We start from the raw sequence: 26923 nt of genomic DNA, 5'->3' as shown, positions 1-26923 counted from the left end.
CGCCATCACCACCCTGGTGGGCACGGTGCTCTCCCTCCTGGTGGGCCTGCTGCTGGCGGCGGTGCTGGACGCCCTCCTGCTCTCCAGGTCCAAGGCCGCGGAAGTCCCGGCGGCGGAGTGAGGGGGTGAAGATGATGAGGCGAGTCAAAAGGATTTTCATCATCCTGGTGGCCATGGGCCTGGTGGCCTCGCTGGCCATGGCCATCCCGGCGAGCGCCAAGAGCGGCGGCGGCAACGTCAGGGTCCTGGACTCGGAGTTCGTCCTCTGCACCATGACCTCCACGGGGGAGATCGAGGAGGTGCAGGTCTTCAACATCCTCAGCCTCAACGGCGACGGCACCGTCACCGTCAAGCAGGAAAAGGCCTTCGAGGAGGTCGGAGGCTTCCAGGGGGTGAAGAGTTTCGCCAAGCCCAAGGTTGAGGGGGACTACATCGTATGGCCCGAGATAAGCGTGAGCGGCAACAAGAACGTGGTCGCCAACACCAAGCTCTCCGAGGCCATGGTGGAGGAGGCCAGGACGCGCATCCCCCTGGACGTGAAGTTTAAGTACTGGTTCGACGGCGAGCCGGTGACCGACCTGGACACCATCACCGGCAAGAGCGGCCGTTTCAAGATGGAGCTGACCCTCAAGAACACCAGCAAGGAGAAGCGGGTGGTGGAGTACGAGGACCCGGCCACCGGCGAGATGAAGAAGGAGGAGGTGGACGTCTACCTCCCCCTGGTCATCCTCCCCTATGACTGGTATTTCGACAACTCCATCTTCTTCAACCTGGAGTGCGACGAGACGGGCATCATCGTGCCCATGCCGGACTTCTTCAACGTGGGCTGGTCCATACCCCTCTTCCCGCCCGCCACGGAGGAGAGCCATACCATCTGGGTGGCGGCGGACGTGAAGGACTTCAAGCTGCCCCCCCTCACCCTGAGCGTGAACTTCGTGTTCCCCCACACCAACCAGTCCAACCCCCTGGAGCTGCTGGGGCCGGCCATCAAGCAGGTGTACGGGGGCGTGAAACAGCTCAACCAGGGCGTGGGCGCTCCCGACAAGGCCGATACCCTGCTGTACGGCATCACCGCCATCGACGGAGGTCTGCAGAAACTGGCGGGCGGCCTGCCCACCGCCAAGTCGAACATCGACGCCAAGCTCATCCCTGGCGTGGCCCAGATGGCGGCAGGCATCGGCTCCGCTGGCGCGCCCGACACCCTGCTCTATGCCGACGCCAAGGCTATTGAGGGCCTGCAGGGCATCAAGGCGGGCATCGGCTCCGAGACCACGGAGCAGACGCTCCTCTACGCCGCCAACGCCATCCACACCAACTTACAGGCCATCTCCAACGGCCTGGGAGACGCCACCAACCCCAACAGCCTCATCGGCGGCATCTACGCGGTCATGCTGGGCCTGAGGAATCCCGACCCGGCGGCTCAAGACATCCTGAAGGGTCTGCAGCAGATAAGCGGCGCCATCGGCTCCACCAGCGACGCGGACTCCCTGCTCGGGGCAGCGCAGACCCTGGCGGACTATACGGACCCTGCGGGCTCAGGAAACCTCTACAGCGGGACCAGCTTCGTTTACACGAGCTTGACGACCTCGGGGCCGTCTATCTATTTGAGGACCTTGATTGAACAGGTTACCGACCCTATTCTTCAAGGCCAGATGATCAATCTGATCGAAAACGGCGTTCCTCCGCAGGTCCCGCCACTCGGGGGTACCTTGGCGAACATCGCTGGTGGGCTAAACACCATTTACACAGACATAACCAAGTACGATCCCACTTTCGTGGACCCTGGCCTCATTCAGGTCCTGCAGGCGTTGAAGGGCGGGGCTGACCAGATGATCGCCGGGGTCGGGCAGATGGCCGACGGCCTGTCCCAGATCTACGCCGGGCTGGTCTCCATCAAGAACGGCATCGGAAGCGCTCCCACCGACGAGAACACCCTCCTCTTCGCCATCGCGGCCATCGAGTCGGGCTTGAACTCCATCAAGGGAGGCATCGGCGACATGACCGTGAACGGCACCCTGCTCTACGCCCTGGCGGCGATGCAGAACGGCCTCACCCAGATAAAGGCCGGCCTCTCCTCCGGGGATGTCAACAGCCCGGGGGTCAAGGAAGGCCTGATGCTGCTTTCCGCCGGGCTGGGGGACGCCGTCGCCGGCCTGGGAAGCCACGGCACCCCCGACACCCTGCTCTACGGGTCCGGCAAGCTCACCGAAGGCCTCACGCAGGTGGGAGAGGGCACCAGCAAGCTGGAGGAGGGCCTGACCACCATGGTCTCCACCCTCAACCTGAGCTCTGCGGAGCTGGAGGCCATCGCGCAGCGCGCCGACGAGTTCGACCACTTCCTGGGCCGCGCCGAGGACGCCGAGAACCAGGTGCGCTTCGTGTACCAGTCCAAGCCCACCTACAACTACGTGAGCGGCAGCAAGACGAGCTGGATCGTGGCCATCGTGCTCTCCATCCTCATCGCCCTGGGGCTGGTGGGAGGAGGCATCATGCTCTCCCGCAAGGGAGCGGCCTGAGATACTGACGGAAAGGCGAGCGTAAGGGCGCCCCGAGGGGCGCCCTTCCTTTTGCTCCGCTTCGCCCCGGGGGCCCATGCGCGGCATCTACACCGCGCATCTTGATACCGGGCGGGCAGTATTCCCGAATCGCCGGGAATATCTCTCCACGGGGAGGAAAGATATGGGCTGTAGACGTGTCTCTTATCGCCCTCAAGGCGACATCGCGATGGGGGACGTCGTCCGGCCTCTGCAGGTGAAGTCGGCCGGCGACATATCCAGGTAACGGTCCCCGTGACATGGCCCGCGACGTCTCGCGTCCTGCCCCTCTATCCCCCTCACCCGCCAATTTCCCGAGGTCTGACGCCGCCGCCAGGAACCCTGACCGACAAAAGGACATCCGCGGGAGGCACGGGGCGTTTCCAGCCCAAGTATAGCAGGTGGCCGGGGCAGCGGCAGTCTCCGGAGCCGAAGCCCCGCAGACCATCCCTGTCGCCGCCCCTCGCCGCCATCCCGGAGGCGGTCTCGCACTCGCCCGTCTCGAGGGGAAGGATCCATATCTCCTCCAGTACCGCGGCCTCCAGGAGGTGGTCGATATGCCAGCGGAGCCGCTTACCCTCTTTCCTGACATGCCGGGCGAGGCGCGCCCGTAATCCTTTTTTCGCCCTGCCGACGTAAGCATAACGGCCCTTCCTTAAACTCTTTTCCCCGAGGGATCCGACGCGGATCGTCATCGCTCGCGACAGCCTGGCCACGAGAACATACACCCCGCTTTCCGGCACCCCGTCCGTTATTCCATTACCTGCCATCAGCATCCCGCGACAGGATATCGCCTCCGACTCAGTGGGCCCGGCAGGCCGGCGCGAAACCTCGCCTCTCGGCCTCTTCCCCGTCATGACCGGTCCATCATGGCTCCTCATCACATCTTCCATGCGATATTTTCCCCCTGACCCTCAGGTTAACGAGGCCTTCGAAATGCAAAGCCGTGCATCTCCAAAAATGTCCTCGGATCTCTCGCCCGTGAGAAGAAAATCGGCAGAGCGTATATGCATATATGCATATATAAGGGCCGGGTACAAGTCCCGGCCCATCTCCGGCTCGCTTTCCGCTTTATCGCTTTATCGCTCGCGGCGTCGACGCACTTTGCTCCCTTCGCGGTTTACCGACTACCATGACCATGGCACATACCCCACGGAATCGTGCGCCCAGGAGCGGCCGTTGCCGTACATGGCGCGCTCCACCACCACCGTCCCCTCGACGGCCCGCACGGCGGTGGATACCTCGTAGTCGTCCGGCACCCAGTCGTTGACCTTGAGGGTGTATCGCGTAACGGGAGGTATGACCAGGCCCTGCAGGGGCGCGAACGCCTTCTCTCCCTCCCCGGTCTGGAAGACGATGTTCACCTTCGCCGCGGTGGTGTTGGGGTTCTGCACCAGGACGAAGGTCTCCATGCCTCCCCCCGTGGAGCCCTCGGCCAGGTACCAGGTGTCCGAAGCCCTGGAGGCGCCGAGGGAGTCGTGGGCCCAGGCGCGGCCGTTGCCGTACATGGCGCGCTCGCACACCACCGCGCCGTCGGTGCACTTAACGTAGGTGGATACGTTGTAGTTGGTCACCCAGTCGTTGGCCTTGAAGGTGCGGCGGGAGTAGGCGGGGATGGTCACTCCCTGCAGTTCCACGGGCGCGATGTCCCCGGTGTCGGTGTTGAAGGTGATGTTCACGTGCACGTCGTCAGCGGTCGGGTTCTGCACCAGCACGTAGGTCTCCATACCGCCGTCGGTCGCGCCCTCGGCCAGGTACCAATCATCCGAGAGGACCGAGGTGCCGATGGAGTCGTGGGCCCAGGCGCGGCCGTTGCCGTACATGGCGCGCTCGCACACCACCCGACCGTCCTCGGCCTCCACGAAGGTGGAGACGTCGTAGTTGTCGGGTACCCACTGCCCCACATCGAAGGTGGCTCGCGACTGCGCCGGTATCTCCACTCCCTGCAGGTCCGGAGGGGACACCGGGCCGGAGTCGGTCTGGAAGGTGATGTTAACATGCACCGCGGACCGGTACGGGTTCTGCACCAGCAGCCAGGTCTCCATGCCTCCCCCCGTCGAGCCCTCGGCCAGGTACCATTCCTGGGCGGGATTCGGGGTGGTGACCCCGATGGAGTCGTGGGCCCAGGCACGGCCGTCGCCGTACATGGCGCGCTCGCAGATGACCTCTCCGTCTATGGGCTCCACCTTGGTGGAGACGTCGTACTCTTCAGGAACCCAGTCGTTGGCCTTGAAGGTGCGGCGGGAGTTGGCGGGGACGGTCACCCCCCGCAATTCGGGAGGCGCCACCTCTCCCTCGGCGGTCTGGAACTTCACGTTGACGTGGGTGTCGGAATCGCCGGGGTTCTGAACCAGGACGAAGGTCTCCATACCCCCGCCCGTGGAGCCCTCGGCCAGGAACCAGCCGGCCTCGGTTATCCGGAGCTGCGGGTACATGTAGTCAGGCGGGATGTTGGGCAGGCCGTCTCCGTCCAGGTCGGGCATGCCTCCCACGTACTGCGCCAGGGCTTGCCAGCACTTGAGCTGAGTCGCCCCGACTTGGACGATGCTCGCGTCCACGGTGGTGGGGTTGCCCGCCGCATCCCGCGGGACGAGACCGAACTCGCTGAGGAAATAGGCATCGTACTGCGCCGTGGCGATCTTGTACAGCGCCCCGGGGTTGATGGGCTCCCATCCTCCCGCCATGTCGTCCACCTCGAAGGAGACGATCTTCTCTCCCTCGGGCGCGGCCGGGCGGTAGTGATACCGGGCCCCAGAGAGCTGGAGGAAGAAGTCGTTTCGGCCCATCTCCAGGGTGGCTTCAAGCGCCCCTGCTATCTCCGCCCCGTAGAGGTAGAAGCTGACCATGGGGTACCCCGGCGGGACCGGCTGCGTGCCGGAGAGGTCGATGCCCAACGGGAAGGCGCGATAGAGGTCGTAGAAGCTGAAGCGTCCCTGGCCTCCCCTGGGGATGCCCGACCTTATCACGCCGTTGCCCTCGACGGCGAGACGGATGGGGTGAGCGGGATCGGCGGCGCTCGCTATCGTCCGGAAGGAATCGGTCACCAGGTCACCCAGGTTGGTCTCCACCAAGGGAGGCGTGTCGTTGAGGTTGAACCCGCCGTCCCCATCCAGATCGGTCTCGGCGTAAGGGGCTAGGATGTCCATGCTCAAGGTGGCGTTCAACCCGCCGATATAGGCCTGGATGGCCGCGTCGATGGCCGGGACGGTGGGGATGTCCTGGTCGATGGGGATGGCCTGGGCGCCCACCACGCTGACCTTGCCGCCGGCGTACTCCAGCTCCAGCTCGCCCAGGTAGCGCGTGTAGGAGCCGGCCTGCACGACGATGGTGTTGTTTATGACGTTCGCCGGGTAGTTGAGGTCGTGGCTGTGCCCGCCCACGATGACGTCGATGCCGGTGACGAACTTTGCCAGGTTCTGCTCCTCGGTGGTGCCGCTGTGGGAGAGGGCCACCACCACCTCGCAGCCGGCGTCCCGCAGGGTGTTGACCATGTTCTGCGCCACGATGACGCGGTTGATGAAACTCACCGGGTCGGTGGGATTGCCGACTACGTTGCCGAAGGTCACCCCGGTGGCCGCGGCTGCGGGCGCCACCGCCTCCGCCTCCACGCCCAAAAGGCCGAAGATGCCCACTTTTAAGCCGTTGGAGAGCGTCTTCACGGTGTAGGGCTGGATGGCCAGCTCGCTTCCCTGCTTGTCCACGGCGGAATAGAGGGCGTGCAGGGCCGCCGCCTCGGGCTTGGTGTCGTCGAAGTTGATGTTGGCGCAGAGGATGGGGAGCTTCACCCCGTCTGCCTTGGCCTGTCCCAGGGCCATGGCCCGGTATCCCGCCCCCATGTCGAACTCGTGGTTCCCCAGGGCCACGGCGTCATACCCCATGGCCTGCATGAGGGAGAGCTCGGCGTGGCCGCCGGGCTGGGTCTCCAGCCAGGCGAAGAGGGTGCCCTGGGAGAAGTCGCCGGCGGAGAGGGTGAGCACCGGCTCTCCCGCCGCCGCCTTCTCGGCCTTGATGCGCGCGATCTCGTGGGCGATGCGCGAGAAGCCGCCGGTGGTGGGGTGGTCCGGGTAATCGACGGCGGGGCCGTAGGGTATGACGTCAGAGTGCTCGTCATTGGTATGTAGGATGGTGAACCTCTTGGCCGGCTGCGCCTGCGCCCCGCTGCCCCCGGGCGCCACTACCACCAGGCCGCACAGCAGGACCAGGCAGGCCAGCACGCCCATGGCTCTCTTCCAATTCGCTCTACGCAAGAACCTCACCTCCCAGGTCATGAAGCCGACGCCGGTACGGACGGAACCTCACAACGCGCAACCGCTGCTGCGCGCCGCGTCCCAAGTGATATATGCCCCACGGTAGTCCCGCTTAAACCCTGAAACGTTCACGTGGAAGGCGCTCTCGCGGCCAGCCCGCCCGGCCCGCCGAGGAGGTTTTCCCGCCGCCGCTATTTGTCGGCCTATTATTGTCGGCCCATTATCATCATTCCGCTTCCGCGAGTTCCTCCAGGGCCTTCAGCGCCCTGCGCAGGAGGATAGCGTAGAGGGCCATGATCAGACCCTCCGCGATGGCGAAGGCCCCGATGAGCACGACCAGCGTCGAGGCCATCTCCCGGGGCGACTTGTCTGCGGGGTTAACCACCAGCACCAGGCCGAAGACGAAAAGGACCGCCCCGGCCGCCACCACCACCCAGCGCGCGGGGATATCGCCGGGAAGCCTCAGGCCCGCGGCGAGCAGGACGGCCCCGGTGAGCATGAACCACAGCCCCAGGATGATGAGGACCACTCTCTCCGTCGCGTCCGGCCAGGCGAGGGCGGCGATGCCGGCTGCGCCAGCCAGCACGGCCAGGGGGACCCTCCACCACCTGTCCTCGCGCTTGTCCGAGACCGTGGCGAAGACCTGCACCGCGGCGAAGGCGAGGGCCAGGATCCCGAAGGCCACCCTCACCAGGGTGAGGCTCGCGCCGGGCCAGGCGGCCAGCACGATCCCCAGGGCGATGATGCCGAGGCCCTCGAAGAGCACCGCCCAGGGGGTGCTGGGGATGAACAGCAGTCCCCCTCTCACCTCCATCTCGACCTTCATGATCCACCTCCGATAGATCCTGGCAAATAAGATCCATTCCGGCTTCACGTCCTTATCCATATTATCCATATATTCTGCGGCAGACGCCCTTCACCTCTCCCCCCAGGCCAGTGGGATCGGACTCGCAGGCATTGGGAAAAGGACTGGTCATCGGCCTGAGGCCTGAGGTACTGGACCTTGAGGTCATGGCTGTATTGAAGCCTGAGGCCGCGATCGAGGCATCGGGCCTGATGCGTTTGATAATCGCTTCTTCCCGGATAGCGCGAGCCCGCGCAAGATTGGCTTCCGGCACCTGGGCATGCCATTATGGGTTGAGGCCTGGCACCAAAAGTTGATGATTGGGGGCTGACCCCAAAAGTTGAGGGGTGGCACCAAAAGTTGAGGGGTGGCACCGGTATGAGGATAGGATACGCCTGCATCAACCTCTCCCTCGCCTGCCGCAGCTCGCGGACCTTCCGGCTCAAGTCCTACAGCGCCGAGAACATGGAGCGGACGGTGGGCGGCAACCTCTCCTGCCTCATGGAACAGCTGCGGTTCAACTTGAGGCACGGCATCCTCTACTTCCGCATCTCCTCGGACCTGGTGCCCTTCGCCTCACACCCGGTATGCGACTACCCGTGGCAGAAGGTCTTCCGGAGGGAGTTCGAGGAGTTGGGACGGTTCGTGATAGAGCACGGCATGCGCGTCACCATGCACCCCGACCAGTTCATCCTCATCAACTCCCCCGACGCGGACATCCACGCCAGGAGCGTTGCGGAACTCGCCTACCACGCAGAGGTGCTCGACCTCATGGGGCTGGCCGCCTCCCACAAGATACAGCTCCACGTGGGAGGGGTTTACGGGGACAGGAGGTCGAGCCTGGAGAGGTTCGCGCGCCGCTATCGCGCGCTGCCCGCCGAGATCAGGAGGCGGCTGGCAGTGGAGAACGACGAGAGGTCCTACGGCCTGGCCGACTGCATGGAAGTGCACGAAAGGACCGGCATACCGGTGGTCTTCGACGCCCTGCACCATGCCGCGCACAACCGCGGCGAGGGACTGCGGGAGGCCGTCTCGGCGGCCGGTTCCACCTGGGAGGAGAAGGACGGGCCGCCCATGGTGGATTACAGCAGCCAGAAGAAAGGAGGCAGGCCGGGAGCGCACGCCGATTCTCTGGACGAGGGCGACTTCCGTTCCTTTTTGGAGGAGACGCGGGGGCTTGATTTCGACCTCATGCTGGAGGTGAAGGACAAGGAGCGCAGCGCCCTGGAAGCTATTGCCATCGCCCGCGAATACGGCATCGTCTGACCTCTCACCGTAGCCGAACGCGGGCGTGCGGCATCCCGCCCGTCATCCAGAACTTTCCCCGTACCGGAAGCGCGGGCCAAGCCCCGTCAGGAGGCGCGGCAGGCCCCGTCGCTTCTCCCCTCGCTGGTAAGTCCCCGGGAAACCGCGGGCAGGCGCTGAAAGAGGTTGCCGCATAGCGGCAAGGGACCGTAAGGCCAGGGTGGGGTGACGCGGTAGCCATGGATCACTGCACAGAGAAGGACAGCGGAGGACAGCGCGCGGTTGAGGGGAAAGGCCGGTCTGAACGCGTTCCGGGTGTCTGAAAATCGATTCGTCATCTGCCAGAAAAGGGCCAGAATGGAGAAAGGGGCCGCTGAACGGCCCCTTTCGCTCAACGCCGTTCTTTCAGTGTCCGCCCTCCGAGGCCTCCTCGCCGGCCTTCTTTATCTTCACCTCGAACACGGCGGTCTCCTCGGGCCTTTCCTCTTTTTCCCAGGGGCGGACGTATTCCAGCTTCACCTCCGTACTGCCGGCTTTCAGGGCCTCGAAGGTCCAGAGCTCCTCGCCGGGAGCGCCCACCACCTCTTCGCCCTCGCCGTGGGAACCGCCTTTCTTCTCGAAGGACATGCCCACTAGCCTCAGCAGTTCCTCGTCCAGTGGCTCGGAGAGCTGCCACGCATAGCCCGTGCTGGGATTGGATTCCAGGACGAGGATGAACTGCAGGCCTTCCTCCACCTCCACGGGCTCGTCGGGGTCATTGAACTCCTTGGGCTTCTTGTCCGCGCTCCCCTTCTTCTTCACCCATACGTGGAAGGTCGCCACCGTGGGGCCCTCCTCTTGCTCCGGAGAGGGCATGATCACGGATTCACCCTCGCCGGCGGTCTTCTCGCCCTCACCCGCGGCCGTTTCCCCGGAGGCATGCGAGGCGCTTCCCTCCTCTTTCACCTCGCCGGCCTTCTCCTCCTCGGCTTTTTCCTCCTTCAGGCCGGATTCCTCCGCTTCCTCCCAGGGTCGCACATAGGCCAGCTCGATGGTGGTCCTGCCCAGCTCATGTGCCTTGAAGATCCACCTCTCCTCGCCCGGCGCTCCCAGCAACTGCTCTTCCGGGGGCTCGTACTCCGTCTTCTCCAGGGTCAGTATCTTGTCGTCCAGGGGGCGGTTGAGCTTCCACTGGTATCCCGTGCTGGGGTTGGACTCCAGGACGATGGCGAACTCATCGCCCTTCTCCACCACTATCTCCACCGCGGGATCACGGAACTCCTTCACCTCTCCCTCGATCGAACACCCGCCCGCGGCTACGGACATCGCCACGAGGGCCACGAACATCGCGATGATCGCCGTCTTGCAGTGCTTCATCTTCTGCTTCCTCCTGCGTCCTGCCTCCCGGTCGATACCCTCCAAATCCTCCAAATCATTATAACGCATTATGGGGTCACATCTTCGATCTTCGATGCCGGTCGATCCAAGGGATTTCCGATTATCGATCCAAGCGATGATCGGTGGTTCGGACACGCATTGTGGGTTCACATCCAAAGCTGTGCCGTATGACATGATCTTCGGTCTTCGATCCCGGTGACTTAGCGCAGACACGGCAGGCGCGCCGAGCCCGGATCTGCTTCCGCTCATCCCGAGCGGCCCCTAGATGGGCATGCGGCGGCCGGGGCCGGGGATCTGCCCGCGGCGCAGGGCGATGATCATGTATTCCCAGTGGGTCTCGCCCTCCAGCTCGAGCCTCTCCTCCCCCACCCGCACCCAGCCGCGGTAGTCGGAGAGGAAGCGGTAGTAGGCGGGGCCGGCCAGGGTCTTGCCGATGGCCTTGACCAGGGGCACGGGCAGCCTCTCGGCCAGGGTGTTGACCATCTCCAGCTCGCGGGTGACCTTGAACGCGAACTCGCCCGCCACGTCGCGCTCCTCGAAGCTCAGCTCAACGCTGGAGGGATACACCTGGAAGCCGATGCTGTCGGGGACGTACTCCCCCACCCGGTATTCGGCCCGCAAGGACTCCAGCACGATGCGGTCGTCTAGGGCCAAAAAGACGATGGGGATATGGATATCCCCGCAGCGGCGCGAGGTGACCACGTCGGCGAAGATCATGGTCAGGCGGTCGGTGGTTAGGCGCCCCCAGACCCAGTGCGAGAGGTAGCGCGGGACCATGCCGTTCCCCCAGTTGTGGTCGTGGTAGCCCAGGCCGGTCACCCGGTGCTCCACCCCGTCGACGGAGAGGGTGCCGGAGACGCGCGCCCGCGGCTGCGCCACCACCCACCCGAACACCTGCTCTTTTTCCGGCATGCCGAACATGATCTCGCCGGTGCCGCGGGTCCAGCCGGGGAGCAGGTTCTCGAAGCGCAGGTCGCAGGCCAGGTTGTCGTGCCTGAACCTCACGCGGTACTCGGGGTAGTAGCCGGAGATGGTGTTGTCCCCGATGGCCACGTCGCAGGTCTCCTCCGACGCCCTCCACATATCGGCCGGGAAGGGCACGATGTTGTTGTACTGCCGGCCGTCGGGGGTGTAGACGTTGAAGAGCATGGTGCATTCCTTCGCCAGCATGTTGGTGAGGTTGGGCCACTGCAGCTCCAGCACGCAGCGGTGCCCGTCGTCGAACTGGGCGTCGAAGTACCACCACTCCCAGTAGAAGCGGCCCTTGTAGGGGTGGAGGGCGTCGTCCCTGGGCTCCAGCCCCCGGTTGAGCTCCTCCACCGGCCGGCTGCCGTACATGCCCACGGGTATGATCTGGTAGGTGAGGCCGCGCCTGCCCAGGGCCCGCGCCGCCGCCGCTACCGCCAGGTTCTCCGCCAGTATCCACTTCCATCTGCCGGAACCCATGTCTCCTCCCTCCCTCGCCGCTGGCCTGCTCTCCTTGCCCTCATGGATATATGCCCAAAAGGAGCGGGTTGAAACTTCGGAGCGGCCATCTCCATGTGCCCCTGGTCGCGCATGAGTTACCGGGATCGAAGATGGAAGATGCGGCCCCGCAGCTGCAGGGACCGAAGAGGGAAGATGTGACCCCGCGGTGGACAGGCATGACAGCGCGTCCGCGGCGGGAGCATAATTGACGCGGAGCGAGGTACGAGCCGAGCGAGCTCAGCGTGGAGGTGCATGCCATGGATTTCTTCCGGGGAAAGACCGCCGTGGTCACCGGGGCGGGCTCCGGCATCGGCAGGGCGCTGGCCCTGGCGCTGGCCGACGCCGGCTGCCGGGTGGTGATCACCGACATCGTGCAGGAGCGTATCGACGCCGTCCTCTCCGAGCTCGCGGCGAAGGGCGCGGAGGCGGGCGGCTACCGCGTGGACCATTCCAGGCGCGAGGAGGTGGAGGCGCTCGCCGACGCGTTCTTCTCGGAATGGGGTCATGTGGACATCCTATGCAGCAACGCCGGGGTGGGACAGGGTGGCTGGTACACCGAGATGCCCCTCGAGGACTGGGAATGGGTGCTGGGCATCAACCTCTGGGGCGCGGTCTACATGATGCACTACTTCGTCCCCCGGATGATAGAGGGCGGCGGCGGCTCCATCCTGCTCACCGCGAGCGATGCAGGCCTGGTGGCCATGCCGGGCATGACCGCCTACAACGCCAGCAAGTTCGCGGTGGTGGGGATGGGGGAGACCCTGCGCATCGAGCTGAGCGTGCACAACATCAGGGTCAGCCTGCTATGTCCCGGCGACATCGACACCAACATCATCCGCGACGGCAGGGTCTACCTCTACGACCGCACGGGGCGGAGCGCCAAGCCCGAGATCGAGAAGTATTACCGCACCCGGGGCGTGCCCCCCGAGGTGGTGGCCGAGGCGGCGCTGCGGGGGCTGGAGCGGGACCGGGCGGTCATCGTGGTCCCCTGGATACACCATGGCCCCCTGATCCTGCTGCGCCGCATATCCCCACAGCTCTACCACGCCGTGATGCGCTTCGCCCTTAGGAAGGGCATCGTGCATCGCATGTTCGGCATCCAGCGTTGAGCCGGCGGGAAACGCCCCGGGAACGGGTTCAGAGACGCGGCCTCAGGCGTATCGGCGTTCCCGGGCCGGCGTCTCGGGCCACCTCTCCCGATGCCGGAACCAGATGCCGGAACCAGATGCCGGAACCAGAGGCAGGAACCCAAGGCCGGAACCAGATGCCGGCAGGAGCCGTCGGCCTTACGGTTGCGCGGGGTGGTTCTCCTCGGGACTGAACTGGTAGCGGCCGCGGCGGATGATGAAGCCCCTCTCGCGTATCTTTTCCTCCACCTTGGCCGTGAGCTTGTCCAGTTCAGCCCGGGCCTCGCGCTGCCTCTCCTCCAGGTCGTGGAGACCGATGATGGGCACCGTCTGCAGCAGCGCCTGGTAGATCTCCTGGTCGAAGATGGTGGTGACGTAGACGTGCCCGTGGAACATCCAAAGGCCGCTCTCCTCCTCCTTCCTGACCACCACGGGCATGACCCTGATTATCTTGCCCTGGGGGGAGAGGATCCTGCCGTCGTAGGTCTCCTCCAGCTCGTCGAGCATGTGGTCGAGGTCGTCCCCGAAATCGACGATGATGCCCATGCGTTCCGCTCCTCTCCTTTTCCTTCCAGCCTCCTCCATAATACATAAGGACCGCGGCATGCGGCGATAAGGGGGGTGCGCGATGAAGACCAGGATGACTGAGCAGTTCGGGATCGAGCATCCCATCATGTGCGGCGGCATGATGTGGCTGGCCAAGCCGGGACTCTGCGCGGCCATCTACAACGCCGGCGCGCTGGGGAACCTCACCGCCGGCAACTACGGATCGGCGGAGGAACTGCGGGAGGCGATCGCCGAGACCAGGATCCTCACCGGAAATCCCTTCTGCGTCAACATCTCCCTCATGCCCTCGGTGCGCATCACCAGGGAGCTGCACCAGGACTACTTCCGGGTGTGCTGCGAGGAGCGCGTGGCCGCCCTGGAGATATCGGGCGCGCCACTCGACCGCCCCCCTGGCGGTGGGGCAGCCCATCGGCCTCATCAAGGAGGTCAAGAGCTGCCGGGAGCTGGTCGAGGGCATGGTCGCGGAAGCGGAGGGGATCCTGTCCCGCGCGGGATGAGGCTCCCGCCGCGATGGGGGATCATTCCTCCAGCACCAGGGGGCAGCCGAGGGCGCTGCAGGCGGCCATGGACCCGAAGCAGGCGCCGGCATCCTCGTATCCGTGCATGCGCAGGACGGAGGCGGCGATGGTGGCGCGCTCCCCGCTGCCGCAGAAGGTGACCACCCTGCGGTCCCGGGGCACCTCGCCCAGGCGGCGCGGCAGCTCGCCCAGGTGGATATTGACCGCCGTGGGCAGGTGCGCGCCCGCGTACTCCTCCGCCGCGCGCACGTCCAGGAGGAAGAAGTCCTCCTCCGCGTCCAGCATCGCCACCAGTTCCGCGGCGTGCACCGCGGCCATCCTCCCGTAGGGCCGCCCGCTCACCTCCCACTTGAGCATGCCCCCGGCGAGGAAGGCCGGCACGTCGTCGAGGCCCAGGCGGACCAGGTGCCTCACCGCCGTCTCCACGTCATCCGGTGAGTCCACCACCAAGCAGACGGGCTTGCCGTGTTCGAGGTACCACCCGGCGTAGGAAGAGACCTTGTCCAGGGGTATGGCCAGGCTCCCGGGCAGGTGAGCGCCGGCGTAGGCCTCCTTGCTCCTGACTTCGAGGACGTAGCCGCTTGATGCCATATCCTGGAAGGCGGCGGGATCGAGGGCAAGGGGCGACGGCAGAGCTCCCAGGGGTGGCGGTCCCTCCTGGTTGAGGGCGTGCACCCGCTCGAAGTAGGCGGGCATGAAGAGGCGCCTCCGTGTCAGACGGGCGATGAAATCGTCCCTCTCCTCGAGGCGCAGGGCGGGGCTGTGCCTTCTCTCGTACCCCAGGGTCGAGAACTCCCGCGCCGCCAGGTTGCCGCCGCAGATGGAGCCCTGGCCGTGCCCGGGGTAGAGGATCACCCCGTCGCCCAGGGGCAGGAGTTTAGCGAAGATGCTCTCGTGGAGCAGCCCGGCCATCTCCTCCTCGCGCCCGGGGAAGAAATCCGTCCTGCCCACGTCGCCCACGAAGAGGGTGTCCCCGGTGAACACGCCAACCGGCTCCTGGCGGCTGAAGGCGGTGTCGTACAGGACCAGGGAGATGCTCTCGCCGGTGTGGCCCGGGGTGTGCAGCACGGAGAGAAGCAGGCTCCCGAGCTCGAAGGCCTCGCCCCCGGAGACGCCGCTGCCGTAGCCGAAGGCGGTCTGGGCGCCGTGGAAGACCTCCGCCCCGCAGGCTGCGGCCAGGGCGGTGGACCCTACCACGTAGTCCTCGTTGCGGTGGGTCTCGAAGATGTGGGTGATGCGGCACCCCTCGCGGGCGGCGATACGCAGGTACGCGTCGCAGTCCCTGCGGGGGTCGATGACCGCCGCCTTGCCGCCGTCCCCCAGGATGTAGGACAGGTGGGCCAGCCCGGGCGATATGACCGTTTCCAGGAACATCCCCGCCTCCTCTTCCACTTTCGTTTCATCAGGGCACAAAGTAAATATACCCGCGCGGCCGAGGGGTTACCGGCCGAGCGCGGCGGCGGCCTTCCCGCCCCGAAACCTATGGTAAATTACGGCCAAGAATTCGAGATTCAAGACCTGACCCCGTCAGAGGGAGGAGAGGATGCCGGCGGCGATGGCCTCGGCGATCTCTTGGCGGTGGGCGTCGGCGAAGGCCAGGTTGTTCTCCAGGGTGAAGGTGGGGACCTCGCTCCAGATGTCGTAGCTGAAGATGGGGCCGTAGTTGCCGGTGCCGGTGGTGCCGCGGTTCTCGATCACCGTGCCGCCGTCCCCCGTCCCCGCCGCGTTCCGCAGGTAAGCGATCATGCCGGCGTGGAACCTCTTCGCCGCCGCCTCGCTCGCCGCCTGCACCGCCGGATCGATGCGGGCGGTCCTGCCGGTGTCGGTGTTGGCCTTCCAGTCGTAGGGGGGAGGGCCGGGGTAGAAGGTGGTCGGCGACGGCAGCCCGGGGTCGCAGTGGATGTGCACGATCATGCGCGCGCGGGCCTGGTTGGCGATGACCGCCCTCTGCCTGAGGTTCACGGGGTCGTAGGCGGAAGCCTTGGTCATCACCACCCTCACGCCGCGCGCCTCCAGGATGTCCCGGGCCCGCACCGCGATGTCGAAGACGATGCCGATCTCCGGCTCGTTTATCCAGTCCTGGGTGTTGATGCCGGTCTCGGGGTCTATCTCCGAGGGGGTGGCGGCGTGCCCGGGGTCCAGGCAGACCACGGGGCGCCCGTACACGGCGCGCTCGCACACCACCCCCGAGGAGGAGGTGACCAGGGCGGAGACGTCGTAGGTGTCGACGTACCTCCCCAGGTCGTAGGAGCGGCGGGTGCGGGGAGGGATGGTGTCCGCGGGCCCCTGCCTCTCCCCGTCCTCGGTGTGCAGCTTCACGTCTATCTCCGCCGGGGCATCGCCGGGGTTCTGCACCAGCAGCCAGGTCTCGAAGCCCCCCGCCGTGGCCCCCTCCGCCAGGTACCAGACGCGGGAGGGAGAGGTGGCCCCCAGGGAGTCGTGGGCCCAGGTGCGGTTGCCCCCGTACACGGCGCGCTCGCACACCACCCCGGAGGAGGAGGTGACCAGGGCGGAGACGTCGTAGGTGTCGACGTACCTCCCCAGGTCGTAGGAGCGGCGGGTGCGGGGAGGGATGGTGTCCGCGGGCCCCTGCCTCTCCCCGTCCTCGGTGTGCAGCTTCACGTCTATCTCCGCCGGGGCATCGCCGGGGTTCTGCACCAGCAGCCAGGTCTCGAAGCCCCCCGCCGTGGCCCCCTCCGCCAGGTACCAGACGCGGGAGGGGGAGGTGGCACCCAGGGAGTCGTGGGCCCAGGTGGCGGGGGCGGCCGCCGCCACGAAGCCGGACCCGGAGACGAGAAGGCCTGCCGGCGGCGCCAGCGCCAGGATCACGGCTCCCGCCAGGACAGCATGGAAAACCGCCGCCCATGGTCTCACGCGTGTGCTCTTTACCATACCGTCAATTCTACCAGGACCTGGGGTCGTATCTTCGATCTTCGACGCGTAAATCCAAGGGGTCATGCCCGGAATCTGGATTCTATTGAAGAGGTCTTAATTGGGCTTGGCTTTGACAGACCAGGGTAGAGCGATGATGAATTGCCGGAATCGCAAATAAGACCCCTTAAGTTGCCCGCATCGAAGATCGAAGATACGACCCCATATTAAAGAAGCCGGAGGTCATCGCCTCCGGCCTGTCCTCATGGAGCGGGTCACGGGGATCGAACCCGCGGCCTCAAGCTTGGGAAGCTTGCGCTCTACCGACTGAGCTAGACCCGCCCGTTTTTCCGGACAAGATTATAGCATACCGCTACTGCTGCTTGGAGAGGCGGTCGCGCAGCTCGCGCTTGAGGATCTTCCCGCTGGGGAGCACCGGCATCTCCTCCATGGACATGACGAAAACCTTCTTGGGCACCTTGTACCCGGCCAGGTACTGCTTGGCGTAGGCGATGATCTCCTCCTCGGTGACCTCCACGCCGGGGTAGGGCACCACTGCTGCCGCGACCATCTCGATCCAGTAGTCGTCGGGCAGGCCGACCACGGCCACCTGCATGACCTTCTCGTGCCCGATGATCGCGTCCTCCACCTCCTTGGAGGCCGCGTTCTCCCCGCCCGACTTGATCATGTCCTTCTTGCGGTCCAGGAAGTAGAGGAAGCCCCCCTCGTCGAACTTGCCCAGATCGCCGGTGTGCAGCCATCCGACCCGCAGGGTCTCGGCGGTCTTCTCCTCCAGGTTGTAGTAGCCCTTCATCACCGAGGGGCCGCGCATGACGATCTCGCCCATCTCGCCCACCGGCACCTCGTTGTCCTCGTCGTCGAAGATCTTGATCTCCACCCCGGTGTGGGGGGTGCCGATGGTGTCGATCTTGCGCTCGAAGTCCTCGGGCTGCAGGGTCGACCCCAGGGGGCCGGACTCGGTCTGGCCGTAGTAGTTCCGCCACTCCGATCCCGGCAGCAGCTTCTTCCACTGTTCCAGGATGGGCACGGGCATGACCGCGCCGAAGGAGACGCACTTCCTCAGGGAGGAGAGGTCGTAGGCATCGAAGCCGGGCATGGATGGCATTATCTGGTAGAGGGTCGGGGGGTAGACCCAGTAGGTGACCTTCTCGCTCTGGGTGAGCTCGAGAATCTCGATGGGGTTGGGCGCGTACTCCAGCACCAGCTTGCAGCCCAGGTTGATGAACTCCAGCAGCAGGTACTTGCCGGCGATGTGGTAGAGGGGGATGGAGAGCAGGGCGGCGTCGTCCTCGGCGATGTTGAGGTCGCCCGTCCCCGAGAGGAGGGTGGTGAAGAAGCTCTTGTGGGTGTTCATGACCCCCTTGGGCAGGGCCTCGGTGCCGCTGGTGTAGGGGCGCGAGCACATGTCGTCGTCGGTCTCCACCATGGGCTCGGAGCCGTCGGGCTCGGAGACGAAGAGCGCGTCCAGGTCCAGCCATCCCTCCGGCAGCGGGGTATCCGGGGCGATCATGGGGATGATGCCGAACCTCTCCACGCTCTTCAGCCTGGGGGCGCCTCCAGCACGGTGGCCGCCAGGACGTCCTCCGCGAAGAAGAGCCGCGACTCGGCGTCGTTCACGATGTGCTCTATCTCCAGGGGCATGAGCATGAAGTTGAGGGGGTTGATCGCCGCCCCGATCTTGCAGGCGCCCATCCAGGAATAGATGTACTGCAGGCAGTAGTGGGTCATGAAAGTGATGCGGTCACCTCTTTTGATACCCAGAACCTGGAAGACGTGGGCCATGCGGCAGCAGTTCTCGTTCAGCTCCCTGAAGGTGATGCGGCGTTCCCCGTACACCAGGACGACCCGGTCGTGGTACTTGGCCGCCGTGCGCTTGGGGATGTCGCCGATGTTCATCCGGCGCATGAGGTTTCCCTCCAGCCTTTCGCGGTCGTTCATCGTTTCCCTCCTTGCTGCCTGCATGCCGGCGGGCGCCGGCAACACCTCCGAAGCAAGAGAGATTACCATCACGGGTGAGCGGGTCCCGTGCCGCGGCCTCGGGCTCGGCGTGGGTGTCGAGAAAGCGCCGAGGAGAGGCGTCCGGTGCCCCCGCTCACCTCAACGAGGATCGCGCGCTCCCGGTTCCGCGCCGGCTTCTCCGCATCGCGGAACGGGGCGGGCTCCGCGCCCCCGGTCCGGCGTCCCGGGAGGCCGAAAGGTATGACCGGGCGCGCTTTTCAAGCCCGGGCACGGCAGCTATACTTTACGCGAATCCTGGAAGCGAGGTGATCTCGAGCATGGACCCGGAAGAGGAGTTCGACTTCCTCGCCATCGAGATGTTCAACGTCAACCTGGCCATCACCCGCATGAGCCTGGCGTCCATCCATGCCGCGGAGGGCAAGCTGGACGCCGCCATCGATGAATACACCCGGGTGCTGGAGTTCGACCCCAATCTCTACCTGGCCTACCTCAACCGCGGCAGGGTCTTCTGGCGCAAGGGCGACCGGGAGAGGGCCCTGGAGGACCTCACCCGGGCCATCAACCTCGAGCCCGGGGTGGCCATCACCTACATCTATCGCGGCGACCTCTTCCTGAAGCAGGGGAACATCGCGGCGGCACGCAGGGATTACCGCAAGGCGCTGGAGGTGGCTCCCAGCTTCGAGATGGCCGCCGAGCGCATGGAACTGCTGCGCAAGGCGCGCCGCGGAAGCCCGAAGCGCCGGGAGGGATGAAGGGCCCCAGGCACGGCTTCAGCCGCGGTAAAGGGGAGATATGCGGCGCAGCTCCTCCACGACGGGCGGCAGGGTCTCCAGCACGTAATCCACGTCCTCCTGCGTGTTCTCCCTGCCCAGGGTGAGACGCAGGCTGCCGTGTGCTTCCTCCGGGGGGATGCCTAGGGCGAGGAGCACGTGGGAGGCCTCGCCGCTCACGGAGCTGCACGCCGATCCCGTGGAGGCGGCGATGCCCTGGAAGTCCAGTTTCAGGCATATGGCTTCGCCCTCGATGAAATCGAAGAGCACGTTGACGTTGTTGGGAAGCCTCCGCTCGCGGTCCCCGTTGAGCCTGGTGTGGGGTATGCGCTCCAGGATGCCCGCGATTAGGCGCTCCCTCAGCGGCAGGATGCGTTCCGACCTCTCTTTCCATTCCCGCGCCGCCAGCTCCATGGCCACCCCGAAACCCACGATGCCGGCCACGTTCTCCGTGCCCGAGCGCATGCCCCGCTCCTGCCCTCCGCCCAGCAGCAGGCCGCGCACGCGCGTTCCCCTGCGTATATAAAGGCAGCCCGTCCCCTTGGGGCCGTAGAGCTTGTGAGCCGAGAGGGAGAGCATGTCCACCCCCAGACGGTCCACGTTGACGTCCAGGGCGCCCGCGGTCTGCACCGCGTCGCTGTGCAGATAGACGCCCGCTTCCTTGCAGATGGCGGCGATCTCGCCCACGGGCTGCACCGTGCCCACCTCGTTATTGGCGTGCATCACCGATATCAGCACGGTGGCGGGGGTGATGGCCCTGCGCACCTCCTCCGGGTCCACTATCCCCGATCCGTCCACGGGGAGATAGGTCACCTCGTGGCCCATGCCCTGCAGGAAATGGCACGGTTCCAGGACCGCGTGGTGCTCGATGGCGGTGGTGATCACATGGGCCTTCTCCCGGCCGGAGGCGTATACCGCGCCGATGATCGCCAGATTGTCGGCCTCCGTGCCCCCGCTGGTGAAGAAGATCTCGGAGGGGTCCGCCCCCAGGGCTTCCGCCACCTGCGCGCGCGCCTTCTCCACCGCCTTTCGCGCCTCCCTGCCCTCGCCGTAAACGCTGGAGGGATTTCCGAACCTCTCGCCGAGGTAGGGGAGCATCGCCGCCGTGACCTCGGGGTGCGGGGGGGTGGTGGCGGCATGGTCCATGTAGATCCTGCGCATCTCCATCATCTCCATCTCCAGTACGGGAACCGCGATCATTCCTTACAGGATTATATATAATCATGGCATGGCCTATGTAAGCGACGCGATGATCGCGGCGATGGAGGAGCGCTACGGCGCCCCGCGCCACCTGGATCTCGGCTTCGAGATCTTGCCCGCGGAGATGAAGATGCTGCGCGGGTCGAAGAAACACGACCGCAACCACGACGTCACCATCTTCATCTTCAAAGACCGCTCCTACCGCGAGTTTGCCGCCATCGCCAAGCACATGTTCCCCCCCGGCGCCTACCGCGCCCCCAGCGGGGCCGCCAATCCGGGAGAGGACCTGGAGGCGGGGACGCTGAGGGAGGCGCGCGAGGAGACCGGCCTGGAGATCGAGCTCGACCGCTTCATACTCCACATCCACGCCCGCTTCACCTGCGGCCCGGTGGCGGAGAACTGGAGGAGCCTCGTATTCACCGCCATGCGCAACGGCGGCGAGCTCCGCCACCAGGATCTGGAGGAGATCAGGGAGACGCGGTGGGTGACCCTTGAGGAGCTGCAGGGTCCCATCCGGGAGAGACTGCTGGCCACCGGCATGGGGCTGTTCGCCTACCGCGTGGCCCTCCACGACGCCTCGGTGGAGGAGATCATCAAGCTGCGCGAGGCGGGAGGCCCGGGAGCGGGCTGAAAGAGTGCTATCCGGCGCAGGACGGCGGAGTACGTATTCGCAAAATCGGGGCGCGGCCTGAGCGCTTGCTTCCCTCCGGGCGCGGGGCGTCATCCCCGATCTCACGTTTCATCACGCGCAACACCACGTGCCGGGCGATGCGGAGGCGCGGTGCCCGCGATCCCCCGTCCCCTACCCGGAACGCGAGGCGGCGCGCCGCACATCACGCCTCCAGCCACCTCGCCGCCATCGCTTCCCCTTCAAGCGCCATCGGGTTATAAAGGCGGGGGGAAGGTCAGGTCTGGCTTCACCCGTAAGTTATGTGCTTCAAGCGCCATCGGGTTATAAAGGCGGGGCGAAGGTCAGGTCTGGCTTCACCCGTAAGTTATGTGCTTCAAGCGCCATCGGGTTATAAAGGCGGGGCGAAGGTCAATAATAAGCATGGTTCTTCAATACGAATATGGTTCTTTTCCGATGAGTTTAACGGAGGAGGGGTCGTGTCGGTCTTCGGTGGCGCGGACAGGTACGGGAGTGATGCCCTGATCCGTCGTGACCGGGGGTCGAAGGCGCCTCTCCTTTCGTCTTGCCCGCGGCGCTGTTCTCTCGCGTCGGGAGCGTGAACATGCTGGTATACGTGCTGAGAAACATGTGGAGGCGCAGGGCGCGCGCCCTCCTCACCGTCCTAGGCATCGTGGTGGGCATCTTCGCCCTCACGGTGCTGGGCGCCCTTTCCGCACGCCTCAACCAGCAGGTGAGGGGCGCCGAGACCTGGTTCACCAGCAAGATCTCGGTGGTGCCCTCGGGAAGCGGCCTCTTCGGAGGCTCCGACCGCTACCTGGAGCTCTCCAAGGCGGATGAGATCGAGGCGGTGCCGGGGGTGAAGAGCGCCGTGGCCGGCTTCGGGCTGCTCCTCTCCGACCAGAGCACGGGCTTCGGCGCTCCGGAGCTCATCGTGGGGACGGAGTTGAGCAAGGCCCAGGATCTCCTGAACCTCATAGACCTCGACCGCGGGCGCATCCTGCGGGAGGGGGACGAGGGCCGCGTGGTGCTGGGCTCCACCCTGGCGGAGAAGTTCGAGGTGGAGATAGGGGATGCGGTGGAGCTCAGGGGGAGGGATTTCGAGGTGGTGGGGATATACGCGCCCACCCTCTCCGCCCCGGACGGCTTCGCCTTCGTGTCCTACCGGGACGCGCTGGACCTCTTTAGGGAGGTGAACCCCTACTTCCAGGTGAGGGACATCGCCGCCACCATCGACGTCATCCCGGAGGAAGGGGTTGACGCGGAGGAGCTGGCCGCGCGCATCGAGGAGGGCGTGGGCGGCATCAAGGTCATCTCCCCCTCCGAGGCCAGGAAACAGATATCCCAGTTCAGCCTGATCTTCAACGCCATCCTCCTGGGCATCGGCTTCATCGCCCTGGTGGTGGGCGGCCTGTCCATCATCAACACCATGATCATGTCCGTATCGGAACGCACCCGGGAGATCGGCCTCAAGAAAGCCATCGGGGCGGAGACGGGCTCGGTGCTCGCGGAGTACCTCCTGGAATCGGCCATGATAGGTTTCTTCGGAGGAGTCCTGGGGGTGCTGGCGGGGCTGATTGCCGTCCGCTTCCTCAACGGCGCCACCTCCTCCAGCCAGGTGACGGTGTTCTCCGTGACCCCCATGGTTGTGGTCGGGCCCGTGGTCTTCGCCACTTTCCTGGGCACGGCGGCGGGGCTCTTCCCCGCCTTTAGGGCCGCGCGTCTCAAGCCCATAGAGGCGCTGAGGGAGGATTGAGGTCATGATAACGGCGCGAGGCGTGACCAAGGTCTACAGGATAGGACCCGCAGAGATAAGGGCCGTGGACGGGCTCGACCTCGACATCGAGGCGGGCGAGTTCCTCTCCATTGTCGGGCCTTCGGGCTCGGGGAAGACCACCCTCCTGCACCTCATCGGGCTGTTGGACTCGCCTACCTCGGGAAGCATCACCGTGGAGGGAAGGGAGACCCTCGGGCTCTCCCCCCGGGAACTCACCCGCTTGCGGAGGGAGAAGATCGGCTTCGTCTTCCAGGAGTTCAACCTGCTGCCGGTGCTCGACGCGCGCGAGAACGTGGAGCTTCCCCTGCGCTACCTAAAGGTGCCCGCCTCGGAACGGCGCCGCCGCGCCATGGAGGCCCTGGAGATGGTGGGGCTCAGGGAGCGCGCCGGCAACCGTCCGGGGCAGCTTTCGGGCGGAGAGCAACAGCGGGTGGCCATCGCCCGCGCCCTGGTGACCAGGCCGATGCTGGTGCTGGCGGACGAGCCCACCGGCGAACTCGACACCCAGAACACCTGCCGGGTCATAGAGCTCATGCGGGACCTCAACCGCGAGACCGGACAGACCTTCGCCATCGTCACCCACGACCCCATGGTCGCGGATTACACCCGCCGCATCATAACGCTGCGTGACGGCAGGGTGGCCGGGGACACCGCGGGACCGGAAGCGGAGCTCGCCTGCGACGACGCGCCCGCCATCTGAAGAAGAGCGGGCTCTTTCCCCGGGTCCTGGCTCTCTCGGAGAATCCCGATCATTTGGCGAAAGGAGTACACGGGGAACGGCCCCGGATCTCCGGTCTGCGGGGGCGAGTGTCGGTAAGCTGCCACGAGGGGGGCCAGGGTCCGGACCCGGGTCCTGGGATTCCCGGGGTAGGCCACGTTATGGCATTTTATGGTTAGTTTCCCGATCCGAGGTCTGACCCCTATAATATACGGTGGGAGTGATGGAGGATGCTGCCTTACGAGGAACCCCTTTTCAGGCCGCCTTGCGAGGCCAACAGCCTGATCATCCAGGTCACCCTGGGCTGCCCCCACAACCGCTGCGTGTTCTGCGGCATGTACAAGATGAAGAAATACCGCGTGCGCGATGTCGAGGAGGTCAAGGCGGACCTGCGAAAGGCGAGGTTGCTTTATTCGTATGTCCCCTCCATCTTCCTCGCCGACGGCAATACCGTGGCCATGAACTCCGAGAAGCTGGCCGAGATCATCGCCTACGCCCGCGAACTCTTCCCCGAAGTGGAAAGAGTTTCCAGTTACGGGGGAGCGCGCTTCCTAAAGGGTAAGCCCGTGAAAGCGCTGAGGCGCCTGCGTGAGGCGGGGCTGGACATCATCTATTTCGGCCTGGAATCGGGAGACGACGAGATCCTGGCCCGGATGGTCAAAGGTGTGGACTCGGCGGGGATGGTCGAGGCCGCGAGGAGGGTCAAGGAGGCGGGCATCGACCTCTCGGTTTATATCCTCCTGGGGCTGGGAGGGGAGGACCTCTGGCTGCAGCACGCAGAGAACACCGCCCGGGTTCTCAACGCCATGCAGCCCCATTACATACGGCCGCGCACCCTCGCCCTCCTGCCCGGGATCCCCCTCTACGAGGAGGCGCGCGAGGGCAGGTTCCGCGAGGCCGATGGGGAGACGGTCATGCGCGAGCTACGGGTGATGCTGGAGAGGCTGGAGATGGAGGACGCCTGGTTCCTCTCCGACCACATCTCCAACTACGTCCCCATCTACGGACACCTGCCAGAGGACCGCGAGAAGATGCTGGCCTCGGTAGAGATGGCCCTCGGCAACCCCCGGGAGTTCCTCGCCCCCCGCCGCCTCACCCACCTGTAAGGATACGCATACACGCGGGCTCCCGCGCCGGGGAACGGAGACAAGGTACGCAAGCCATCTCCTCGGACCATCGACAGGCCTGCTGCTATGCGCTAGAACCCAGGCCTCATGCCCTCGCGCGGTGCGGATGCCGCCGGCGGCTTCTGCAGGGGGCGGACCATGACGATATGGCTGCGGTTCACATCTATGAAGTCGGTCCGGAACACCTCCCGCCCCGTGGCCAGCTCGTACACCTCCACGTCAGTCAGGGCGAAGAATGAGGAGGTCTCCCTGGACTGCATGATGTCCGTGAGGCGTGCTCCCGCGAAGACGTGCAGGTCGGCTACGATGCGGTGGGTGGTGGTGTAGAGTTCCACCCTCATCCTCTCTTTTTTCGCGTGCATGTCTGACCTCCGATCCAAGCGACTCGAGGGAGCCGCAGCCCCTCCCTGCATCATTCAAAAGAGTATTCCACGCCCCGCGGACCAAACCCTTCAGCGCCGCGCGCGGCGGCGAGCACGGCCGCACATCCTCTGGTGCGGCGGTCCATGAGCGGTACATCAAGCCCGGAGGCCCGGCTGCAAGAGGTGGTGGAGAGAGTGGGAGACGGCGAACTCCAGGGCGGTCATGGCCGCCGCGGCGAGAACATAGGTCGGGACCATGCCGACCCCCTCCCTCCCCCGCAGCAGGTGCACCAGGAGCAGGTTCAGTGCCCATATGGTGCCCAGCAGGCACGCCGCCAGCCAGAGCTGCGCGGGCAAGAACAGGGCGGCCGGCCGCCACAGGTACGGCACCGCCGCGGCTCCCGCAGCGCACCCCGCCCGGATAAGATCACCGGGACCGGAGCCCACCCGCAAGGAGCGGTCGCCCCCGAACACCACGCGGTTCACCAGGGCCGCGGCGGGAAAGGCCATCCCGCCCCCCGCCGCGAAGCCGCTGAGGAAGCGTAGGAGGTTGGTGGTCTCCCTAAAGGCGAGGTAGCTGGTCAGCCCGTCCCACAGAAGGAAGAGGACCCCTGCCGCGGCGGCGGAAAGGATCCAGGCGGGGGGCATCCCCGCCCTCTCCCGGCCCCGCGCCAGGGACAGGACCAGGAGCACGGTGAAAAAGGCCACGAAGATGCCCGTGTCCCGGGAGCACACGAAGAGCTGGCGGTCCCCGAAGCGGAGCAGCTTATCAGGCTCCTGGTGGCAGATGGCGAAACCCAGTTCCCACAGCATGCGGTCCCACCAGGACAACGACCCGCCCCCTTCCCCGCTCTTCTAGCGCCTCGGCAGACGGCGTGCGTCCCTTCCAAAGACATAGAGGCATACCGCTCCCGCCCCCAGCAGCATCAGGCCTCCGTAGCCCGTGGCCCGGCTCAGCTCCCAGCCGGCACCGGGCGCCAGGCGCCATGCGCAGGCCCATATCCCCAGGGGCAGGTAGAGCGAGCCCAGCAGAAGGGCCAGGTTTCTCCTACGGGCGAGCACCGAGGTGGCACTGGCCATCACCACCAGCATCAGGGCGGCGAGGACCATGAACCAGGCAAGGTTCCCGGCTCCCACCAGGTAGAGCGCACACAGCAGGGAACCCGCCGCGAACAACAGGGCGAGCAGGGTGACGGCCACCGCGAGGAAGGCCCTGTGATCGAGGACGCGACGGGGTCTCGGCCCCGCCACCTCGAGGTGCAGGCAGCGCGCGCAGAGGAATCGCGACCCGGCCTCCACTTCCTCCAGTTCGAACTCCCGCCCACATCCGCCGCATCTGGTCATATCCAAACGTTAAGGGTCTTCCGGCCGGCGGTCAACATCGATCCACGCCGCGAGCGGCTCGTGCCGCCCGCCTTTTCCTCCCACATCCCTGCGCCGTGAACGCGGGGTCCGGGACCGCCCCTCCTGGATCTCTCGCCCCGGCCAGGGCCTCACGCACGGCAGCTCCGTCCGCCTCCGGAACACGTTAAGAACCCTTGACACGCGCGGGGATCCGTCATCC

The 26923-nt window shown here is 65.7% G+C and carries 22 protein-coding genes and 1 tRNA gene; 8 read left to right on the top strand and 15 right to left on the bottom strand.

Annotated features, from left to right (window positions below):
* Positions 1-131: 131 nt before the first annotated feature.
* Positions 132-2516, top strand: a complete 2385-nt coding sequence (locus tag H5T74_09055; protein MBC7230519.1) for a hypothetical protein — start codon at positions 132-134, stop codon at positions 2514-2516.
* Between the two features lie 317 nt (positions 2517-2833).
* Here H5T74_09055 and H5T74_09050 read toward each other — a convergent pair whose 3' ends face one another.
* The 3 genes from H5T74_09050 to H5T74_09040 all read right to left on the bottom strand — a co-directional run bounded on the left by H5T74_09050 (position 2834) and on the right by H5T74_09040 (position 7607).
* Entirely contained in the window at positions 2834-3427 is a 594-nt protein-coding gene (locus H5T74_09050) for a GIY-YIG nuclease family protein (protein MBC7230518.1), read from the bottom strand.
* Between the two features lie 234 nt (positions 3428-3661).
* A complete protein-coding gene (locus tag H5T74_09045; protein MBC7230517.1) occupies positions 3662-6781 on the bottom strand; it encodes a bifunctional metallophosphatase/5'-nucleotidase in 3120 nt (1039 codons plus the stop codon).
* Positions 6782-7007: 226 nt separating this feature from the next.
* Positions 7008-7607: a DUF308 domain-containing protein gene (locus H5T74_09040; protein ID MBC7230516.1), complete on the bottom strand. Its 600-nt coding sequence runs from the start codon at positions 7605-7607 to the stop codon at positions 7008-7010.
* Positions 7608-8003: 396 nt separating this feature from the next.
* Here H5T74_09040 and uvsE point away from each other — a divergent pair, with 396 nt between their 5' ends.
* Positions 8004-8891, top strand: a complete 888-nt coding sequence (gene uvsE, locus H5T74_09035; GenBank protein ID MBC7230515.1) for a UV DNA damage repair endonuclease UvsE — start codon at positions 8004-8006, stop codon at positions 8889-8891.
* 384 nt (positions 8892-9275) lie between these two features.
* On the opposite strand, the gene H5T74_09030 is transcribed toward uvsE, so the two are convergent.
* Complete coding sequence (locus H5T74_09030; protein ID MBC7230514.1) at positions 9276-10280, bottom strand: protease inhibitor I42 family protein; 1005 nt, start codon at positions 10278-10280, stop codon at positions 9276-9278.
* Between the two features lie 228 nt (positions 10281-10508).
* A complete protein-coding gene (locus H5T74_09025) occupies positions 10509-11693 on the bottom strand; it encodes a hypothetical protein (protein MBC7230513.1) in 1185 nt (394 codons plus the stop codon).
* 278 nt (positions 11694-11971) lie between these two features.
* On the opposite strand from H5T74_09025, the gene H5T74_09020 reads away from it, so the two are divergent.
* Entirely contained in the window at positions 11972-12823 is an 852-nt protein-coding gene (locus H5T74_09020) for an SDR family NAD(P)-dependent oxidoreductase (protein ID MBC7230512.1), read from the top strand.
* A gap of 177 nt (positions 12824-13000) precedes the next feature.
* Here H5T74_09020 and H5T74_09015 read toward each other — a convergent pair whose 3' ends face one another.
* From H5T74_09015 to H5T74_08990, 6 genes are all read right to left on the bottom strand, one after another.
* Positions 13001-13387, bottom strand: a complete 387-nt coding sequence (locus H5T74_09015; GenBank protein MBC7230511.1) for a hypothetical protein — start codon at positions 13385-13387, stop codon at positions 13001-13003.
* Between the two features lie 539 nt (positions 13388-13926).
* Complete coding sequence (locus tag H5T74_09010; protein ID MBC7230510.1) at positions 13927-15300, bottom strand: MBL fold metallo-hydrolase; 1374 nt, start codon at positions 15298-15300, stop codon at positions 13927-13929.
* Positions 15301-15453: 153 nt separating this feature from the next.
* Entirely contained in the window at positions 15454-16800 is a 1347-nt protein-coding gene (locus tag H5T74_09005; protein ID MBC7230509.1) for an N-acetylmuramoyl-L-alanine amidase, read from the bottom strand.
* Positions 16801-17063: 263 nt separating this feature from the next.
* A tRNA-Gly gene (locus tag H5T74_09000) sits at positions 17064-17139 on the bottom strand.
* Between the two features lie 31 nt (positions 17140-17170).
* Positions 17171-18352 (bottom strand): AMP-binding protein, encoded by a 1182-nt coding sequence (locus tag H5T74_08995; protein MBC7230508.1) that lies wholly within the window; start codon positions 18350-18352, stop codon positions 17171-17173.
* Positions 18353-18357: 5 nt separating this feature from the next.
* Complete coding sequence (locus tag H5T74_08990) at positions 18358-18756, bottom strand: AMP-binding protein (GenBank protein MBC7230507.1); 399 nt, start codon at positions 18754-18756, stop codon at positions 18358-18360.
* A 338-nt stretch (positions 18757-19094) separates the two neighbouring features.
* On the opposite strand from H5T74_08990, the gene H5T74_08985 reads away from it, so the two are divergent.
* Positions 19095-19529, top strand: a complete 435-nt coding sequence (locus H5T74_08985; GenBank protein ID MBC7230506.1) for a tetratricopeptide repeat protein — start codon at positions 19095-19097, stop codon at positions 19527-19529.
* An 18-nt stretch (positions 19530-19547) separates the two neighbouring features.
* Here H5T74_08985 and nifS read toward each other — a convergent pair whose 3' ends face one another.
* Positions 19548-20714: a cysteine desulfurase NifS gene (gene nifS / locus H5T74_08980; GenBank protein ID MBC7230505.1), complete on the bottom strand. Its 1167-nt coding sequence runs from the start codon at positions 20712-20714 to the stop codon at positions 19548-19550.
* Between the two features lie 61 nt (positions 20715-20775).
* Here nifS and H5T74_08975 point away from each other — a divergent pair, with 61 nt between their 5' ends.
* The 4 genes from H5T74_08975 (at position 20776) to H5T74_08960 (ending at position 24976) form a co-directional block, all read left to right on the top strand.
* Positions 20776-21378 (top strand): NUDIX hydrolase, encoded by a 603-nt coding sequence (locus H5T74_08975; GenBank protein MBC7230504.1) that lies wholly within the window; start codon positions 20776-20778, stop codon positions 21376-21378.
* A gap of 601 nt (positions 21379-21979) precedes the next feature.
* The gene (locus H5T74_08970; GenBank protein ID MBC7230503.1) at positions 21980-23131 is read left to right on the top strand and encodes an ABC transporter permease; all 1152 of its coding nucleotides are present in this window, start codon (positions 21980-21982) and stop codon (positions 23129-23131) included.
* 4 nt (positions 23132-23135) lie between these two features.
* Positions 23136-23852, top strand: a complete 717-nt coding sequence (locus H5T74_08965) for an ABC transporter ATP-binding protein (protein ID MBC7230502.1) — start codon at positions 23136-23138, stop codon at positions 23850-23852.
* Positions 23853-24100: 248 nt separating this feature from the next.
* A complete protein-coding gene (locus H5T74_08960) occupies positions 24101-24976 on the top strand; it encodes a radical SAM protein (GenBank protein MBC7230501.1) in 876 nt (291 codons plus the stop codon).
* Between the two features lie 92 nt (positions 24977-25068).
* Here H5T74_08960 and H5T74_08955 read toward each other — a convergent pair whose 3' ends face one another.
* The 3 genes from H5T74_08955 to H5T74_08945 form a co-directional block, all read right to left on the bottom strand.
* Positions 25069-25359: a hypothetical protein gene (locus H5T74_08955; protein ID MBC7230500.1), complete on the bottom strand. Its 291-nt coding sequence runs from the start codon at positions 25357-25359 to the stop codon at positions 25069-25071.
* Between the two features lie 156 nt (positions 25360-25515).
* On the bottom strand, positions 25516-26190 hold the full coding sequence (locus H5T74_08950) for a DUF2085 domain-containing protein (protein MBC7230499.1): 675 nt from the start codon (positions 26188-26190) through the stop codon (positions 25516-25518).
* Between the two features lie 24 nt (positions 26191-26214).
* Positions 26215-26709 carry a hypothetical protein gene (locus tag H5T74_08945; GenBank protein ID MBC7230498.1) on the bottom strand — a complete coding sequence of 165 codons (495 nt, stop codon included), beginning with the start codon at positions 26707-26709 and terminating at the stop codon, positions 26215-26217.
* Positions 26710-26923: the final 214 nt, after the last annotated feature.

The organism is Actinomycetota bacterium (assembly GCA_014360645.1).
GTDB lineage: Bacteria > Actinomycetota > Geothermincolia > Geothermincolales > RBG-13-55-18 > Solincola_B.
Note: the sequence above shows the minus strand (reverse complement) of the source record. Positions and strands in the feature narration are given on the sequence as shown.

What these genes read in the sequence shown, in the direction of transcription:
- H5T74_09055 (MBC7230519.1), top strand. Translation starts at nt 132, where the DNA reads ATGATGAGGCGAGTCAAAAGGATTTTCATCATCCTGGTGGCCATGGGC.
- H5T74_09050 (MBC7230518.1), bottom strand. Translation starts at nt 3,427, where the DNA reads ATGGAAGATGTGATGAGGAGCCATGATGGACCGGTCATGACGGGGAAG.
- H5T74_09040 (MBC7230516.1), bottom strand. Translation starts at nt 7,607, where the DNA reads ATGAAGGTCGAGATGGAGGTGAGAGGGGGACTGCTGTTCATCCCCAGC.
- uvsE (MBC7230515.1), top strand. Translation starts at nt 8,004, where the DNA reads ATGAGGATAGGATACGCCTGCATCAACCTCTCCCTCGCCTGCCGCAGC.
- H5T74_09025 (MBC7230513.1), bottom strand. Translation starts at nt 11,693, where the DNA reads ATGGGTTCCGGCAGATGGAAGTGGATACTGGCGGAGAACCTGGCGGTA.
- H5T74_09020 (MBC7230512.1), top strand. Translation starts at nt 11,972, where the DNA reads ATGGATTTCTTCCGGGGAAAGACCGCCGTGGTCACCGGGGCGGGCTCC.
- H5T74_09015 (MBC7230511.1), bottom strand. Translation starts at nt 13,387, where the DNA reads ATGGGCATCATCGTCGATTTCGGGGACGACCTCGACCACATGCTCGAC.
- H5T74_09010 (MBC7230510.1), bottom strand. Translation starts at nt 15,300, where the DNA reads ATGTTCCTGGAAACGGTCATATCGCCCGGGCTGGCCCACCTGTCCTAC.
- H5T74_08990 (MBC7230507.1), bottom strand. Translation starts at nt 18,756, where the DNA reads ATGAACGACCGCGAAAGGCTGGAGGGAAACCTCATGCGCCGGATGAAC.
- H5T74_08985 (MBC7230506.1), top strand. Translation starts at nt 19,095, where the DNA reads ATGGACCCGGAAGAGGAGTTCGACTTCCTCGCCATCGAGATGTTCAAC.
- nifS (MBC7230505.1), bottom strand. Translation starts at nt 20,714, where the DNA reads ATGGAGATGCGCAGGATCTACATGGACCATGCCGCCACCACCCCCCCG.
- H5T74_08975 (MBC7230504.1), top strand. Translation starts at nt 20,776, where the DNA reads ATGGCCTATGTAAGCGACGCGATGATCGCGGCGATGGAGGAGCGCTAC.
- H5T74_08970 (MBC7230503.1), top strand. Translation starts at nt 21,980, where the DNA reads ATGCTGGTATACGTGCTGAGAAACATGTGGAGGCGCAGGGCGCGCGCC.
- H5T74_08965 (MBC7230502.1), top strand. Translation starts at nt 23,136, where the DNA reads ATGATAACGGCGCGAGGCGTGACCAAGGTCTACAGGATAGGACCCGCA.
- H5T74_08960 (MBC7230501.1), top strand. Translation starts at nt 24,101, where the DNA reads ATGCTGCCTTACGAGGAACCCCTTTTCAGGCCGCCTTGCGAGGCCAAC.
- H5T74_08955 (MBC7230500.1), bottom strand. Translation starts at nt 25,359, where the DNA reads ATGCACGCGAAAAAAGAGAGGATGAGGGTGGAACTCTACACCACCACC.